The organism is Methylocella sp. CPCC 101449 (assembly GCF_031921685.1).
GTDB lineage: Bacteria > Pseudomonadota > Alphaproteobacteria > Rhizobiales > Beijerinckiaceae > Terripilifer.
Genome location: NZ_JAPDHU010000004.1, coordinates 167,462 through 181,013, shown reverse-complemented (window position 1 = coordinate 181,013; position 13,552 = coordinate 167,462). Strand labels below are relative to the sequence as shown.

Here is a 13,552-nt window from a genome sequence, read left to right as displayed (position 1 = left end):
ACAAGTGAGGCCTTGGCCTCACTCCTTGCTGGCGACGGTGATGTCGGGCGCGGTCGGGTTCTTCATGCCGACGACATGATAGCCGGCATCGACATGGAGAATCTCGCCGGTGATGCCACGGCCCATGGGCGACAGCAGGAAAGCCGCCGTCTCGCCCACTTCCTCGATCGTCACCGTGCGACGCAACGGCGCGTTATATTCGTTCCACTTGAGGATGTAGCGGAAGTCGCCGATACCGGAAGCAGCGAGCGTCTTGATCGGGCCGGCCGAGATGGCGTTGACACGAATGTTCTTCTCGCCGAGGTCGGCGGCGAGATAGCGAACGCTGGCTTCCAGAGCCGCCTTGGCAACGCCCATGACGTTGTAATGCGGCATCCACTTTTCGGCGCCGTAGTAGGTCAAGGTCAGCAGCGAACCGCCGTCCTTCATCAGCTTCTCGGCGCGCTGCGCCACGGCCGTGAACGAATAGCAGGAGATCTGCAGCGACTTGGAGAAATTGCCCGCCGTCGTATCAACGTAGCGGCCGGTGAGTTCGTCCTTGTCGGAAAAGGCGATGCAATGGACGACGAAATCGAGGCCGCCCCATTCCTTTTCGATGGCGGCGAACACCGCGTCCATCGAGGCTTCGTCGGTGACGTCGCAATGGCCGGCGACGAAAGCGCCGAGGTTTTCAGCCAGCGGCCGGACGCGCTTTTCCAGCGCTTCGCCCTGATAGGTGAAAGCCAGTTGCGCGCCCTGATCATGGGCAGCCTTGGCGATGCCCCAGGCAATCGACCGGTTGTTGGCGACGCCCATGACAAGGCCGCGCTTGCCGGCAAGAATGCCCGATTCCTGTGCCATATTCGCCTCGAGACTCGCTCCGATGGATGGCCGAACTCCATAAATGGCGGCCGCTACCCTCACTGTGGCGTTTAATTGTTCAAAGAAGCCAAGGCAAGCAGACCAAGGTGTGAATACCGCCCGGTTTCGTCCGGTGTGGGCTGAAATATGTGGACCACCCTCCAACCACCCAGGGATTAATGGCGAAATGAAGCCATGCCGCCTGCGAATGGCTGTTGTGACCGTTAAATTTCCCATGAAACGGGCCTGCGGCGGTATAGCGGTTGAAGGCCCTTTAAAGGACGTGACCCGACGCCCATGTTCGGCATAAACTCCGAAGACGGATAGGCGGCTAGACAGGGAAGACGCCAAAGTGAAGCGCAGCGTGGTGGAACGATTGACGGGGCGGTTGCGCCGGTTCGCGCGGGCACTCTACGCCGGTTCGGAGGCCGAAACGGCCGATGAAATCGTGCGGCTGACGATCGAGGCAGCCCTGACCGCCGACGATACCGCCGGCCGATCCGACATCCGCATCTGCCTTTTCCAGCACATGATCGACAAGGCCCGCGCGGCCCATAAAGCCGCCGCGACCGAGCCGGTGCCGGCCGAACCGACCGAGGATGCGGATATGACCGTCGCCCTGACGGCCCTGCGCTTCGAGGAACGCGCCGCCTATCTCCTCGTCGCCCTGGAGGAATTCGGTTATGCCGACGCCGCTGCGGTGATGCGCGTGCCCTACGACGTTCTGGCGACGCGAGTGGCCCAGGCGCGCATCCGGCTGGACGAATTTTTTGAGGAAGCCGGACGCCGGGCCGCCAGCGGCTCGGCCCGCGGGACACCGCCCGGCCATTTACGCATCGTGAAGTGAGGCCAGTGGGACAGTCATGTTTTCCAGCAAACTGGTCAGCGCGGCGGAACTGAGCGCCTTTCTCGACGGCGAAACCGAACCGTCGCGGCGGGCGCTGCTGCGCGAACACCTGCGCTCCTCGCCCGGCGATGCGCAGCGGCTGGCACGCTGGCGCCAGCGCGAGGAAGCCCTGCGCGCCGCTTTTGCGCCGGCGATTCGTGAAGGCGCCGGCCCGATTGGCCCCCTCGCCCGTTCGCTCGATCAAAAGGTTTTTCCGCGCGAGCGCCGGCCGGCCATGCGCGTCTCGGGCGCCGAGAACCAGCGCGGCGACGAACCGATCCGCGACTTGCCGCTGACCAAGGCGGCCGCCACCCCCACTTCGACCCAGCGCCAGATGCTGGTCGTCGCCGTCTGCGCCTTCCTGGTCGGCGCGGCGGCAATGTTCGTCGGCCTGAAGCTCATCGACGAGCAACGCAGCCCGCAGCAGACGACGGCGCCGGAACGATCGAGCGACAGCACGCGCTGAGCGCGCCGTCTTGATCTCGCGCCCGAATAGGTAGAAGTTCCACCCTATAGCTACGAGTCGTTGGAGGGCAACGACATGTGGAACCAAACCTATAATCCGCTGAACAACGAGACTCTCTCGACGATCGCCGCGGCTCTACCGGCGGTCACCCTTCTCGTCCTGATCGCCAGCGGCAAGGTCAAAGCCCATATCGCGGCCGTGATCGCCTTGATCGTCGCCAACCTGGTCGCGATCTTCGTCTTCACCATGCCGGCCAATATGTCGGTACGCGCCTCGCTCCTGGGCGTGATCACGGGTTTCTTCCCGATCGGCTGGATCGTGCTCAACGTCATCTATCTCTACCGCATCACGGTGGAGAGCGGCCGTTTCGAACTGCTGCAACGGGCGATCGGCGGCGTCACCGAAGACCGACGGCTGCAGCTCCTGCTGATCGCTTTTTCCTTCGGGGCTTTCTTCGAAGGTGCCTCGGGGTTTGGAACGCCGGTGGCGATCACCGGCGCTATTCTCATCGGCCTCGGCTTTTCACCACTTGCCGCCTCGGGCCTGTCGCTGATCGCCAATACGGCGCCCGTCGCCTTCGGCGCGCTCGGCACGCCGATCCAAGGCCTCTCTTCGGTGACGGGGCTTGATCCTTACGTGCTCGGCGCGATGGTCGGGCGGCAATTGCCGGTGTTTTCCCTGATCGTGCCGTTCTGGGTGGTTGGCGCTTTCGCCGGCTGGCGCGGCATGATGGCCGTTTGGCCCGCCATCCTCGTCACCGGCGTTTCCTTCGCCATCCCGCAATATGTGATCTCCAACTATATCAACCCATGGATCGTCGACATCGGCGCGTCGTTGATCTCGATGGGCTGTCTCATTCTGTTCCTGAAGGTTTGGCAACCACGGGAGATCTGGCTCTCGCCAGCACTGCGCGGCAAGGATGAATCGGCGGCCCTGGCCAAGCCAGGAACATTGGCCGATAAACCGCAACTGACACAGCAACAATTGTGGAGCGCCTTGCTGCCGTGGATCCTGGTCTGCGTGGTCATGCTGATCTGGGGCAACGGTGCGTTCAAGACTTGGGCGAATACGATCTTCACCTGGAATTACGCGGTTCCCGAGCTGCACAACCTGATCAACAAGGTGGCGCCGGTCGTACCCAAGCCGACGCCGGAAGGCGCGGTCTTCGCCTTCACCTATCTCTCCTTCACCGGGACGGGCATGCTGCTGGCCGCCATCGTCTCCGGCCTGCTGATGGGGTTCTCGCCGGCCAAGCTCATCGCCGAATACGGCCGCACGCTGAAAGTCTGCGCCGTTTCGCTGATCACCATTTCGGCCATGCTGGCGATCGGGACATTGACGCGGCTGTCGGGGCTGGACGCGACACTCGGCCTCGCCTTCGCGGCCACCGGCGTGCTCTATCCCTTCTTCGGCACTTTGCTTGGCTGGTTGGGCGTGGCGCTCACCGGCTCCGATACATCTTCCAATGTCCTGTTCGGCAATCTGCAAAAGATCACGTCGGAGCAATTGGGGCTTTCACCGGTGCTGATGGCGGCCGCCAATTCCTCAGGCGGCGTGATGGGCAAGATGATCGACGCGCAATCCATCGTCGTCGCCTCCACCGCCACCAATTGGTATGGCCACGAGGGCACGATCCTGCGTTACGTATTCTGGCATTCCATCATTCTGGCCAGCCTCGTCGGTCTCTTCGTCACCCTGCAGGCCTATGTCTATCCGTTCACGGCCATGGTGCTGCATTGAACGAAAAAAGGCCGGGTAAACCCGGCCTTCGTTGTCCATCGACAATTTGGCGCTTTACGCCTTGCGCGGATTATAGGGCCGCTCGGACTGCATCTTGCGGGCGGTCGCTTCCAGATCCGGATCAGGCGTCTCCGGCAGAACGATCTTCAACGTGACCAGAAGATCGCCGAGCGGCTTGCCACCCTGTTCGGGAAGACCCTTGCCGCGCAGGCGCATGGTGCGGCCGGAATTGCTGTTCGGCGGAATTCTGAGTTCCACCGCCCCGGTCAGCGTCGGCACTTCTACGGTGGCGCCCAACACTGCTTCATAGATCGTCAGCGGCAGGTCGAGACGGATGTCTCGGCCATCGACCTTGAATTGCGGATGCGGCGCGATCTGCAAGGTCAACAGAATATCGCCCGGCTCGCCGCCGAAGGGCGCGGGGCCGCCTTGGCCCTTCAGGCGAATCTGCTGGCCAGGCTCGACGCCCGCCGGCACTTTCACATCGACCATGCGGCCGGTCGGCAGCGCGACCCGCACTTCACCGCCGCGCACCGCTTCGCCGAGCGAGACGGTGACAACGGCGCTGATGTCCTCGCCACGACGCACCGGGCCGCCACGGCCACGCCGGCCGGCGCCGAAAATGTCGCTGAACAGATCGGACGGATCGAAGCCGGCACGTCCGCCGGCACCGCCAAATTCATATTCGAAATGCTGCGAACCATCGGAGGAGGTGTGGCGACGCCCGGTGCCCGGGTTGAACCCGCCACCGAAGCCTTCAAAACCGCGCGGCTTACCGTCGGCATCGATCTCGCCGCGATCGAAGCTGGCGCGCTTCTTCTCGTCGCCAAGGATCTCATAGGCCTGATTGGCCTCGGCGAATTTCTCCTGAGCCTTGGGATCGGATTTGTTCTGATCGGGGTGATATTTCTTCGCCAGGCGCCGAAACGCCTTCTTGATATCGTCCGCCGAGGCGGATTTCGACACCCCTAAAACTAAATAAGGATCACGCATTCAAAGAGCCCGTTCCGGCACCGCCCATGAATGGCGCGGCCACCTTTGTCTCGTCGATGATTTGGGGGCGGGACTGGCCGATTGCAAGCCAAACTAGCAAGTTGTGGGCCGTTTCCGTCAATTCCAGCCGTTTTCTTGCGATATCGGGCCGTCTGGGCAATGCTTGCCGGCCTTCGGAGCCGGAACGGATGGACGATTCCTTTTTTGTTGTGCTCGGCCTCGCCGCCCTGATCCTGGTCGTGCTCGGTCCGGTCACCTTTTTCCTGACGCTGGGGGCGCGCAGCCGCGTCAGCGACCTCGAACAGACCGTTCGCCGGCTCGAATACCGGCTGCGGCGCTTCGAGGAAGCCCCGGCCGAGGGACGCCCGGCCACGGCTGCGACCGAGGCCCTGCCTGCGACGCCGGCCGAACCGGTCGAGGTCGCCGCGCCCCCGCCGGCTGCGGCCGAGGTGGCCGAGCCGATCGAGACCCTGGCCGAGGCTGCTCCGCCGCCGGCCGCGCCGGTCGAAACTGGAACCGCCCCGCCGGCCCCTGCCCGGCCGTCCCGCAGCCTCGAAGAAAGTTTCGGCACCCGCTGGACCGTATGGGTCGGCGGTCTCGCTTTGGCGCTCGGCGCCCTGCTCTTGGTGCGCTATTCCATCGAAGCCGGACTGTTTGGACCGGCAGCCCGGGTGGCCTTCGGGCTCATCCTCGCCGCCGCGCTGATCGTCGCCGGCGAAGTGCTGCGCCGGCGCGAACCACCGGCGGAAGCCACCGTTTCCAGTTTCACCAAGCCCAGCATCCCGGCCATGCTGACGGCCGCCGGCACCGTTGCCGCCTTCGGCGCGATCTATGCCGCCCATGCGCTCTATGGCTTCATCGGTCCGGCCCCCGCCTTCATCGCCCTGGGCGTGGTCGGCGTCGCCTGCATGTTCGCCTCCGCCCTGCATGGTCCCTCGCTCGCCGGGCTCGGTCTGGTCGGCGCCTTCGTCGCGCCGCTCCTCGTCGACAGCGACAATCCCAATCCCTGGCCGGTGGTGCTCTATCTCGCGGTGCTCACCGCCGTGGCCTATGGCTTGGCGCGGCTGCGCCTGTGGCTCTGGCTCGCCATCGCGGCCGCCGTCGGCGCCGTGTTGTGGGGACTCGTCTTCGCCAGCCAGATCGGCGGCAGCAGCGCCGGCCAATTCTTCCCGGCGACGATGATCCACATCATCATCCAGATGGCACTGGCCGGCTATTTCCTCGCCTGGGATCCGTCACGCACGACCAGCGAGGAAGACGCCCGCCCCGATCTCATTGCCGTCGCGGCGCCTGTGGTGTTCGGCCTGCTCGCCATCGGCACTTTGATGGAAGGCAGTTTCGCCGGACAATTCGGCAATGGCTGGGTGCTGTTCGCCGCTCTCGCCGTTGCGGTCCTGGCGGCGACGGGCTTTCTCGTTGCGCCGGCCGCCGTGGTTTTCGCGGCCGCCGGCCTCTTGGCGATCGCGACCGCCCGTCTGTGGCCGGCGACCATCACACCGGACGCCCGCGCCACCCTGCCCGATTTCGCCGCCGACTTCTTCGTCGGCCCGGTCGAACCCAATCTCTTCGTCGGTTTCAGCATCGTCGCAGCCCTGGGCCTTCTGGCACTCGGCGGCTGGCGCATGCTGATCGCGCGGCGCATGCCAGTGGTGACGCTCTCGATCTACAGCGCGACGGCGGCGCTGACGCCACTCGCCGTGCTGATCGTCGCCTGGATGCGCATCGCCGAAGGCACGCGCAGTTTTGCATTCGCTGCGAGTGCCGCCGCGCTGGCGCTGATCTTCGTCGGTGCTGCCACCAAATTCCGCGATCTCGAAAGCCGTACGGATGAAACGCCGAACGCCCGCTTCGCTACCGGCATTTTCGCCTCGGCGGCCATCGCCGCGCTGGCGCTCGGTTTCACCTTCGCGCTCGAAGGCGGCGCGCTCGTCGTCGCTTTGGCCGCCGCCGCGCTAGGCGCCGCTTATGTCGGTGTGAAGCTTGAGATTCCAGCGCTGCGCTGGTGCGTCGCCGGGCTCGGCGTGATCATCGCCGCACGGCTCGCGTGGGAACCGCGTGTCATCGCGCAGCCCGGCACGACGCCGATCTTCAACTGGCTGCTCTATGGCTATGGCGCGCCGGCCCTGGCCTTTGGCTACGCGGCTCGGCTGATGCGCCGCCATGGCGGCGAGGACACGCCGGTGCGCGTCGCCCAGGCTTTGACCATTCTCTTCGCCGCCTTCCTCGTATTTTTCGAGATCCGTCATCTCATCAACGGGGGTGATGCTTTCGCGGATTCCGCGCCGACGATCGAGCAAGGCCTGCATGCAGTGGCCGCCTTCTCCTTCGCCATCGTGCTGACGAAACTCGATGCGGCGCGGTCGTCCGTCGTCTTCCGCTTCGCCTCGCTCGGCTTTGGCGTGCTTTCCTTCGCCTATGCGGTGATCGGCCTGGGCGGCTTCGCCAATCCTTACTTCTCCTGGCAGCCGGTCGAGGGCGGCGCGATCTTCAACGCGCTGCTGATCGCTTATCTTCTGCCGGCGGTTCTCGCCTTCATCCTGTCGCTCGTCGCCAATGGCGTGCGGCCAGCCTGGTATGTGACCACGGCACGTATCGTCGCCATCCTGCTCACTTTCGGCTATCTGACGCTGGAAACCCGGCGGTTGTTCCAGGGGCCCTATCTCGGCCTGCTGCGCAACACGAGCGGCGCCGAATTCTATGCCTATTCGGCGGTATGGCTGGCCTTCGGCGTCGTGCTCTTGGCCTGGGGTCTGCTGCGCGGCTCGCGCGAAGCGCGGCTCGCGTCAGCGGTGTTCGTCGCCGTCAGCGTGCTGAAAGTGTTCATTTTCGATCTTGCGGGCCTGGAAGGCATCCTGCGCGCGCTGAGTTTCATTGGCCTGGGCGCAGTGCTGATCGGCATTGGCCTCGTGTACCAGAAACTGGTGTTCGCGCGGCCGGCGCCCCGCCCAGAAAATCCCCCCTCCGATCGTCTTCCGGGCGCCGCCCCGTGATAGACTGATCGCAATGACGAATCCTGAAAGGTAAGGACGTGGCCCAAGACGATATTGCGAAACTGCCGTTCGAAGACGCGCTGAAGGAACTCGAATCCATCGTGTCGCAACTCGAAAGCGGACAGGTGTCGCTCGACAAGTCGATCGAACTCTACGAGCGCGGCGAGAAGCTTAAAGGACATTGCGAAGCACTGCTGAAGAGCGCCGAAGCACGCATCGAGAAAATCTCGCTCGGCAATGACGGCAAGCCGAAGGGCTCAGAGCCGCTCGACGTCGAGCGGTAATCCCCGCAAGATCTAGGCGGGCGCTTTGCGCTCGCCGGCTTTCAGCGTTGTTTTGGCAAGCGCGATCGCTTGCGCCAGCATGGCGCTGTCGCCGATGTGATTGGCAAGGATGAGAATCAAAGCCGAGTTGAGCGCCGCACTGTCTTCGTCGCTCAGGCCGCGATGCGCATCGATGAGCAGGCGATAGGCGCTGTCAGGATCGGTGAAACGGCTGTCTATTTTCAGATCAGTCATGACGCCCTCAATGGCCTCGCAGGCGCCGGCGCGCCGCGGCGATGTCGGTTGCCTCGGGCTGGCGCCAGCGCGCCGTCAGATGTTGATCCGGACGGAAGAGGAAGGCAGCGCCGTCGCTTGCATCGAGCCGGCGGCGCAGCAGGCCGCGACGATCGTGAAAATCCCGGCCTTCTAGCAGCAGACGACATTCCACCTGTTGCACGGCGCCAAAAGCCACCAAGGTTTCCGCGCTGCCGAGCAGATCGAGAAACCAAATCGGCTTACCCTGCGCGTCCTCAACCGGCGCATCGGGTGCCGGCGCACCGAGCTGTGCGGTGCCGTTCCAGCGATCGACATCGGGTGTTGAGAGCGACGTGTCATGCACGGTGGCGATGGATAAGCGTCCCGAATTGATCATGCGCTGCGCGAACGGCGCGCTGCGGGCCAAAGCCAAAGTGGCATCGCGGAAACGCACTTCCTGCGGGCTGCGGGGTGCGATGAAATCGGTCGAGCGGGTCGAATGGCGGATGTTTTCATCGGCCGCCTGCGAACGCTCGGCGTGATAGGTCTCGATGAGCGCCTCGGGCGCCTCGCCATTGAGCACCGTCGCCAGCTTCCAGGCGAGGTTTTCCGCATCCTGAATGCCGGAATTGGCGCCGCGCGCGCCGAAGGGCGAGACCTGATGGGCGCTGTCGCCGGCAAAGACCACGCGGCCATGCACGAAGCGATCGATGCGCCGGCACTGGAAGGAATAGAGCGACACCCATTCCAGTTCGAAACGGTCGTGACCGAGCATCTGTTTGAGACGCGGCACGACTTTTTCCGGCCGCTGCTCCTCCGCTGGATCGGCCTCGGGACCGAGTTGCAGATCGATGCGCCAGACATCGTCGGGCTGCTTATGCAGCAGAGCCGAATGACCGCCGTGAAAAGGCGGCTCGAACCAGAACCAACGCTCCGGCGGAAAGTCTCCGCTCATCTTCACATCGGCGATCAGAAACCGATCCTCGAAAATCTCGCCGCGCCATTCGAGACCGAGAAGCCCGCGCAAGGTCGAGCGCGGCCCGTCAGCGGCGATCACCCAGGCGCCCGATAAACGGTATTCGCCTTCCGGTGTCATCACCCGCACGGTGGCGCCATCATTACCCTGTTCGATGCCGACGACTTTGTTGCGCCAACGCAGATCGACACCGAGAGCGATCGCCCGTTTGACGAGAAAATGTTCGAGATAATATTGCTGCAGGTTGATGAAGGCTGGCATGGCATGGCCGTCCTCGGGCAGAAGATCGAATTGCCAGACCTGCGCGTCCTTGAAGAAGACCTTGCCGACCTTCCACACCACGCCCTTGTCGAGACAAGGCGGCGCCACACCGAGGCGACCGAGCACTTCCAAGGTGCGCTTGGCATAACAAATGCCGCGCGAGCCTTCGCCGATGCGATCGGCATCGTCGAGCAGCACCACTTTGATGCCGCGCAGGGTGAGATCGATGGCGGCCGCGAGCCCGACAGGCCCGGCGCCGACGATCACCACCGGATAACGGGCTGGTTCCGCCGCATCCTGATCGGGCGAGCGGCGGTAGCCGAACTGATAGAGCGTGCGATGGTCGGGAGTGGTTCCAGTGTGTGTTGCCATCTCCCTCCCCTGTTGTTTCAGCGTTACTTGGGCGTCGGCTTCGACGGATCGAAATGTTTCTTCAGCCCGTGCCAGCAGTCAATATAGGTTTTGTCCAAGGTCGAGAGTTCCGAGGCAAACTTGGTCAGGCGCTGCGGATAACGGGTCTCGAACATGAAGGCCATGGTGCCGGTGAGCTTCACCGGCTTCAGTTCATTTTGGGTGGCATGTTCGAATGCCGTATCATCGGGTCCGTGCGGCAGCATGCAATTGTGCAGGCTGATGCCACCGGGCACGAAACCTTCGGGCTTGGCGTCATAGACGCCGTAAATCAGGCCCATGAATTCCGACATGATGTTGCGGTGATACCAGGGCGGCCGAAACGTGTTTTCCATCACCAGCCAACGCTCGGGGAAAATGACGAAATCGACATTGGCCGTGCCGGGGCTTTCCGACGGCGCGGTCAGAACCGTGAAGATCGACGGATCGGGATGGTCGAAGGAAATCGAACCGATCGTCGCGAAGCGGCGCAGATCGTATTTATACGGCGCGTAGTTGCCGTGCCAGGCGACGATATCGAGCGGCGATTGACCGATCTTGGTGCGGTAGAGTTCGCCGCCCCATTTCAGATAAAGCGTCGCATCTTCCTCGCGATCCTCATAAGCGGCGACAGGGCTCAGAAAGTCGCGCGCATTGGCAAGGCAGTTGGCTCCGATCGGACCGCGCGGCGGCAACGTGAAAGCGCCGCCATAGTTCTCGCAGATGTAGGCGCGCGCCGGACCATTGATCAGTTCGACCCGGAAAATGATGCCGCGCGGGATGACGCAGATTTCACCGGGCTCGATCTCGATCACGCCGAATTCGGTGGCGAGACGCAGGGATTTCTCCTGGGCGACAAACAGCATTTCACCGTCGGCATTGAAGAAATATTCGCGCTCCATCGATTTCGTCACCAACGCCAGATGGGCGGCCATGCCGGCGCGCGTATCGCTGTCACCGGCTGTCGTCATCGTCCGCAAACCTTCGACGAAAGTCTGGGGCGTATCGGGCAGCGGCACCGGCCCCCAGCGCAACTGACCGATCGGCAAAGTGCTCTCCTCGCGCGCGGCGGGCGCCGAGCGCAGCAAGCCTTTGTCGATCTGTTCGTAGCGGCCGGAATGTTTGACGCTGGGGCGGATGCGATAGACCCAGGAGCGCTGGTTCTCGCCATGGGGGGCGGTGAAGGCCGTACCGGAAATCTGTTCGGCATAAAGGCCATAGGGGCATTTCTGCGGTGAATTGCGGCCGACAGGCAAAGCGCCCGGTAGCGCTTCTGTCTCGAAGGAATTGCCGAAGCCGGACATATAACGGAGGCTCATGATCCTCTCCCCGTGAATTTCTAGGTTGCCAAAATCAGTTGCATATGAAACTAATTTCGTCAACAGGAATACGTCATGGCTGCCCGTCGTCTCATTTTGTCGCAATTTCTGCCCTACCGGCTGAGCATCACCATGCAGGCGGTCTCCGAGGGCCTGGCGACGCGCTATTCACACGAATTCGGCATTACCGTGCCGGAATGGCGGGTGATTTCGGCGCTCGGCGAGCATCAGGAAATGACGGCGCGCGACATCGCCGCGCACGCGCGCATGAACAAGACCATGGTGTCCCGTGCGGTGGCGACATTGTTGGAGCGCAACATCATTCTGCGGCGCGAGAACAGCGGCGACCGGCGCGAAGCTTTTCTCAGGCTCGCGCGACGCGGCGACGACATTTATGCCGCCATCGTGCCGATGGCACTCGATTACGAACGCAAATTGCTGCGCGATCTGCCGAAAGCCGAAATCGCCGCCCTTGACAGGGCCTTGACGGTGCTGCTGCATCGCGCAGACGAAGAGGCGCTCGCCATCAACGACAAGATCAATGGAGACGCAGAATGAGCGGCAAAGCTTTCGCTTCCACCGGCGACATGGCCGCCAAGAAGGTGACGTTTGGTGAGATCGGCGCCGGACTCTATGCCTATACCGCAGAGGGTGATCCGAATTCCGGCATCATCGTCGGCGACGACTGCTGCATGGTGATCGACGCACAGGCAACCCCCGGCATGGCGCATCAGGTGATCGAGCACGTGCGGCAGGTCACCGACAAGCCGATCCGTTATGTGGTGCTGTCGCATTATCATGCCGTGCGCGTTCTGGGCGCATCGGCCTACAACGATGCAACCATCGTCGCCTCGAACGAAACGCGGCGGCTGATCGTCGAACGCGGCCAGCAGGATTGGGATTCCGAATACGGCCGCTTTCCTCGTCTGTTTCAGGATGCGCAGAGCATTCCCGGCCTGACCTGGCCGAATGTCACGTTCCAGAACACTATGTCGGTGTGGCTCGGCAAGCGTGAGGTGCGCCTGATGCATCTCGGCGCCGGTCATACGTCAGGCGATATCGTCGCCTGGGTGCCCGATGCGAAGGCGATGTTCTCCGGCGATCTCGTCGAATATCACTCGGCCTGCTATTGCGGCGACGCGCATCTGCGGGCGTGGCCTCAAACCCTGAACGCCATAGCCGAATTCGCGCCGGAAGCGATCGTGCCGGGTCGCGGCGACGCCCTGAAAGGGCGCGGTACGGTGCGCGAAGCGCTGGCGATGACGCGAGATTTCATCAATGCTCTCTATGGCGCGGCGGAAATCTCCGTCGCCAAGGGCCGCAGCCTGAAGGAAACCATGGCGGCGACGCGCGCGGCCATGGACCAGCGCTTCGGCCAGTTCGCCATCTATGAACACTGCCTGCCCTTCAACGTCTCGCGTGCTTTTGATGAAGCCTCGGGCATCAACGATCCGGTGATCTGGACGGCGGAACGCGACCGCGAGATGTGGGCGGCGCTGCAGGGTTAGCGCATAGCAGATTGATTGGACAGGCTGAGGGCAAGCAAGTTGCGCCAGCCATAGGCCAGTTCGATCAGGACGGCTCCGTCGCGCTCGTCTTCTTTCTCGCCCACCACTTCGCCTCCCAGCCTCTCATAGAAGCCACGCGCCTGGACGTTCTCACGCAGCACCCATAGGTTCGCGGCACGATGTCCACGTGCGATGAGCCCCCTCGCCAAAGTCGCCATCAAGGCGCGGCCCAGACCCTGCTTCTGCGCCGCACGCAAGAGATAGAGCGCCGTGATCTCGCCGCTGAAGCCATTTGCCAACAGATCGGGGGCCCGCTGATCGCCATAAGAACCGAACCCGACGAGCCGCCCTTCGCATTCGATCAGGAAAACTACAGCGCCATTGTAAACGTCCGGGTGGCCTAGGATCGCCTGCCAACGCTGCGTCCGATCGGGAAGCGAAAGCCTGTTCAACACCGCTTCCGGCATAAGTCCAGGATAGGTCTCACGCCAACAGGCGATATGCAGCTCGGCAAGCGGTACAGCGTCCGCCACAGTGGCGGTTCTGATCGTATGGGAGAGTGACGGCTGTGACATGTCGAGCAAACTAAGGCCGGCTGCGACATTTGTCAGCGGCCGCATGAAAGACGCAATCTATCGCCATCGTGCCATCACCATTGTGTAGAA

Annotated in this window: 13 protein-coding genes; 7 read left to right on the top strand and 6 right to left on the bottom strand. The window is 63.1% G+C overall.

Annotation, left to right across the window (positions count from 1 at the left end; translation table 11 throughout):
• Positions 1-18: 18 nt before the first annotated feature.
• Positions 19-840: an enoyl-ACP reductase FabI gene (fabI, locus tag OIM99_RS25500; protein ID WP_311853335.1), complete on the bottom strand. Its 822-nt coding sequence runs from the start codon at positions 838-840 to the stop codon at positions 19-21.
• A 352-nt stretch (positions 841-1,192) separates the two neighbouring features.
• Between fabI and OIM99_RS25495 the strand changes: the two genes are divergently transcribed.
• From OIM99_RS25495 to OIM99_RS25485, 3 genes are all read left to right on the top strand, one after another.
• Positions 1,193-1,687, top strand: coding sequence for a hypothetical protein (locus OIM99_RS25495; RefSeq protein ID WP_311853334.1), 495 nt, complete (start codon positions 1,193-1,195; stop codon positions 1,685-1,687).
• A gap of 16 nt (positions 1,688-1,703) precedes the next feature.
• The gene (locus tag OIM99_RS25490) at positions 1,704-2,192 is read left to right on the top strand and encodes a zf-HC2 domain-containing protein (protein WP_311853333.1); all 489 of its coding nucleotides are present in this window, start codon (positions 1,704-1,706) and stop codon (positions 2,190-2,192) included.
• 75 nt (positions 2,193-2,267) lie between these two features.
• The gene (locus tag OIM99_RS25485; RefSeq protein WP_311853332.1) at positions 2,268-3,932 is read left to right on the top strand and encodes an L-lactate permease; all 1,665 of its coding nucleotides are present in this window, start codon (positions 2,268-2,270) and stop codon (positions 3,930-3,932) included.
• 54 nt (positions 3,933-3,986) lie between these two features.
• Here the strand turns inward: OIM99_RS25485 and OIM99_RS25480 are convergent, their stop codons facing one another.
• Positions 3,987-4,925, bottom strand: coding sequence for a DnaJ C-terminal domain-containing protein (locus OIM99_RS25480; RefSeq protein WP_311853331.1), 939 nt, complete (start codon positions 4,923-4,925; stop codon positions 3,987-3,989).
• A gap of 188 nt (positions 4,926-5,113) precedes the next feature.
• On the opposite strand from OIM99_RS25480, the gene OIM99_RS25475 reads away from it, so the two are divergent.
• Together OIM99_RS25475 and OIM99_RS25470 are read left to right on the top strand one after the other, a co-directional pair.
• Positions 5,114-7,915 carry a DUF2339 domain-containing protein gene (locus OIM99_RS25475; protein ID WP_311853330.1) on the top strand — a complete coding sequence of 934 codons (2,802 nt, stop codon included), beginning with the start codon at positions 5,114-5,116 and terminating at the stop codon, positions 7,913-7,915.
• 23 nt (positions 7,916-7,938) lie between these two features.
• Positions 7,939-8,199: an exodeoxyribonuclease VII small subunit gene (locus OIM99_RS25470; protein ID WP_311853737.1), complete on the top strand. Its 261-nt coding sequence runs from the start codon at positions 7,939-7,941 to the stop codon at positions 8,197-8,199.
• Positions 8,200-8,211: 12 nt separating this feature from the next.
• Here OIM99_RS25470 and OIM99_RS25465 read toward each other — a convergent pair whose 3' ends face one another.
• From OIM99_RS25465 to hmgA, 3 genes are read right to left on the bottom strand one after another with little or no spacing between them, the layout of a single operon-like run.
• Positions 8,212-8,433: a DUF2783 domain-containing protein gene (locus tag OIM99_RS25465; RefSeq protein ID WP_311853329.1), complete on the bottom strand. Its 222-nt coding sequence runs from the start codon at positions 8,431-8,433 to the stop codon at positions 8,212-8,214.
• Positions 8,434-8,440: 7 nt separating this feature from the next.
• Complete coding sequence (locus OIM99_RS25460) at positions 8,441-10,042, bottom strand: FAD-dependent oxidoreductase (RefSeq protein WP_311853328.1); 1,602 nt, start codon at positions 10,040-10,042, stop codon at positions 8,441-8,443.
• A gap of 23 nt (positions 10,043-10,065) precedes the next feature.
• On the bottom strand, positions 10,066-11,379 hold the full coding sequence (gene hmgA / locus OIM99_RS25455; protein WP_311853327.1) for a homogentisate 1,2-dioxygenase: 1,314 nt from the start codon (positions 11,377-11,379) through the stop codon (positions 10,066-10,068).
• 75 nt (positions 11,380-11,454) lie between these two features.
• On the opposite strand from hmgA, the gene OIM99_RS25450 reads away from it, so the two are divergent.
• Positions 11,455-11,937, top strand: a complete 483-nt coding sequence (locus tag OIM99_RS25450; RefSeq protein WP_311853326.1) for a MarR family winged helix-turn-helix transcriptional regulator — start codon at positions 11,455-11,457, stop codon at positions 11,935-11,937.
• The gene (locus OIM99_RS25445) at positions 11,934-12,887 is read left to right on the top strand and encodes an MBL fold metallo-hydrolase (RefSeq protein WP_311853325.1); all 954 of its coding nucleotides are present in this window, start codon (positions 11,934-11,936) and stop codon (positions 12,885-12,887) included. Before OIM99_RS25450 ends, OIM99_RS25445 begins: the two co-directional genes overlap by 4 nt.
• Here the strand turns inward: OIM99_RS25445 and OIM99_RS25440 are convergent.
• Positions 12,884-13,507, bottom strand: a complete 624-nt coding sequence (locus tag OIM99_RS25440; protein ID WP_311853324.1) for a GNAT family N-acetyltransferase — start codon at positions 13,505-13,507, stop codon at positions 12,884-12,886. The two genes, OIM99_RS25445 and OIM99_RS25440, sit on opposite strands and share 4 nt — an antisense overlap.
• Positions 13,508-13,552 lie beyond the last annotated feature (45 nt).

What these genes read in the sequence shown, in the direction of transcription:
- fabI (WP_311853335.1), bottom strand. Translation starts at nt 840, where the DNA reads ATGGCACAGGAATCGGGCATTCTTGCCGGCAAGCGCGGCCTTGTCATG.
- OIM99_RS25480 (WP_311853331.1), bottom strand. Translation starts at nt 4,925, where the DNA reads ATGCGTGATCCTTATTTAGTTTTAGGGGTGTCGAAATCCGCCTCGGCG.
- OIM99_RS25460 (WP_311853328.1), bottom strand. Translation starts at nt 10,042, where the DNA reads ATGGCAACACACACTGGAACCACTCCCGACCATCGCACGCTCTATCAG.
- OIM99_RS25485 (WP_311853332.1), top strand. Translation starts at nt 2,268, where the DNA reads ATGTGGAACCAAACCTATAATCCGCTGAACAACGAGACTCTCTCGACG.
- OIM99_RS25450 (WP_311853326.1), top strand. Translation starts at nt 11,455, where the DNA reads ATGGCTGCCCGTCGTCTCATTTTGTCGCAATTTCTGCCCTACCGGCTG.
- OIM99_RS25440 (WP_311853324.1), bottom strand. Translation starts at nt 13,507, where the DNA reads ATGCGGCCGCTGACAAATGTCGCAGCCGGCCTTAGTTTGCTCGACATG.
- OIM99_RS25490 (WP_311853333.1), top strand. Translation starts at nt 1,704, where the DNA reads ATGTTTTCCAGCAAACTGGTCAGCGCGGCGGAACTGAGCGCCTTTCTC.
- hmgA (WP_311853327.1), bottom strand. Translation starts at nt 11,379, where the DNA reads ATGAGCCTCCGTTATATGTCCGGCTTCGGCAATTCCTTCGAGACAGAA.
- OIM99_RS25445 (WP_311853325.1), top strand. Translation starts at nt 11,934, where the DNA reads ATGAGCGGCAAAGCTTTCGCTTCCACCGGCGACATGGCCGCCAAGAAG.
- OIM99_RS25475 (WP_311853330.1), top strand. Translation starts at nt 5,114, where the DNA reads ATGGACGATTCCTTTTTTGTTGTGCTCGGCCTCGCCGCCCTGATCCTG.
- OIM99_RS25465 (WP_311853329.1), bottom strand. Translation starts at nt 8,433, where the DNA reads ATGACTGATCTGAAAATAGACAGCCGTTTCACCGATCCTGACAGCGCC.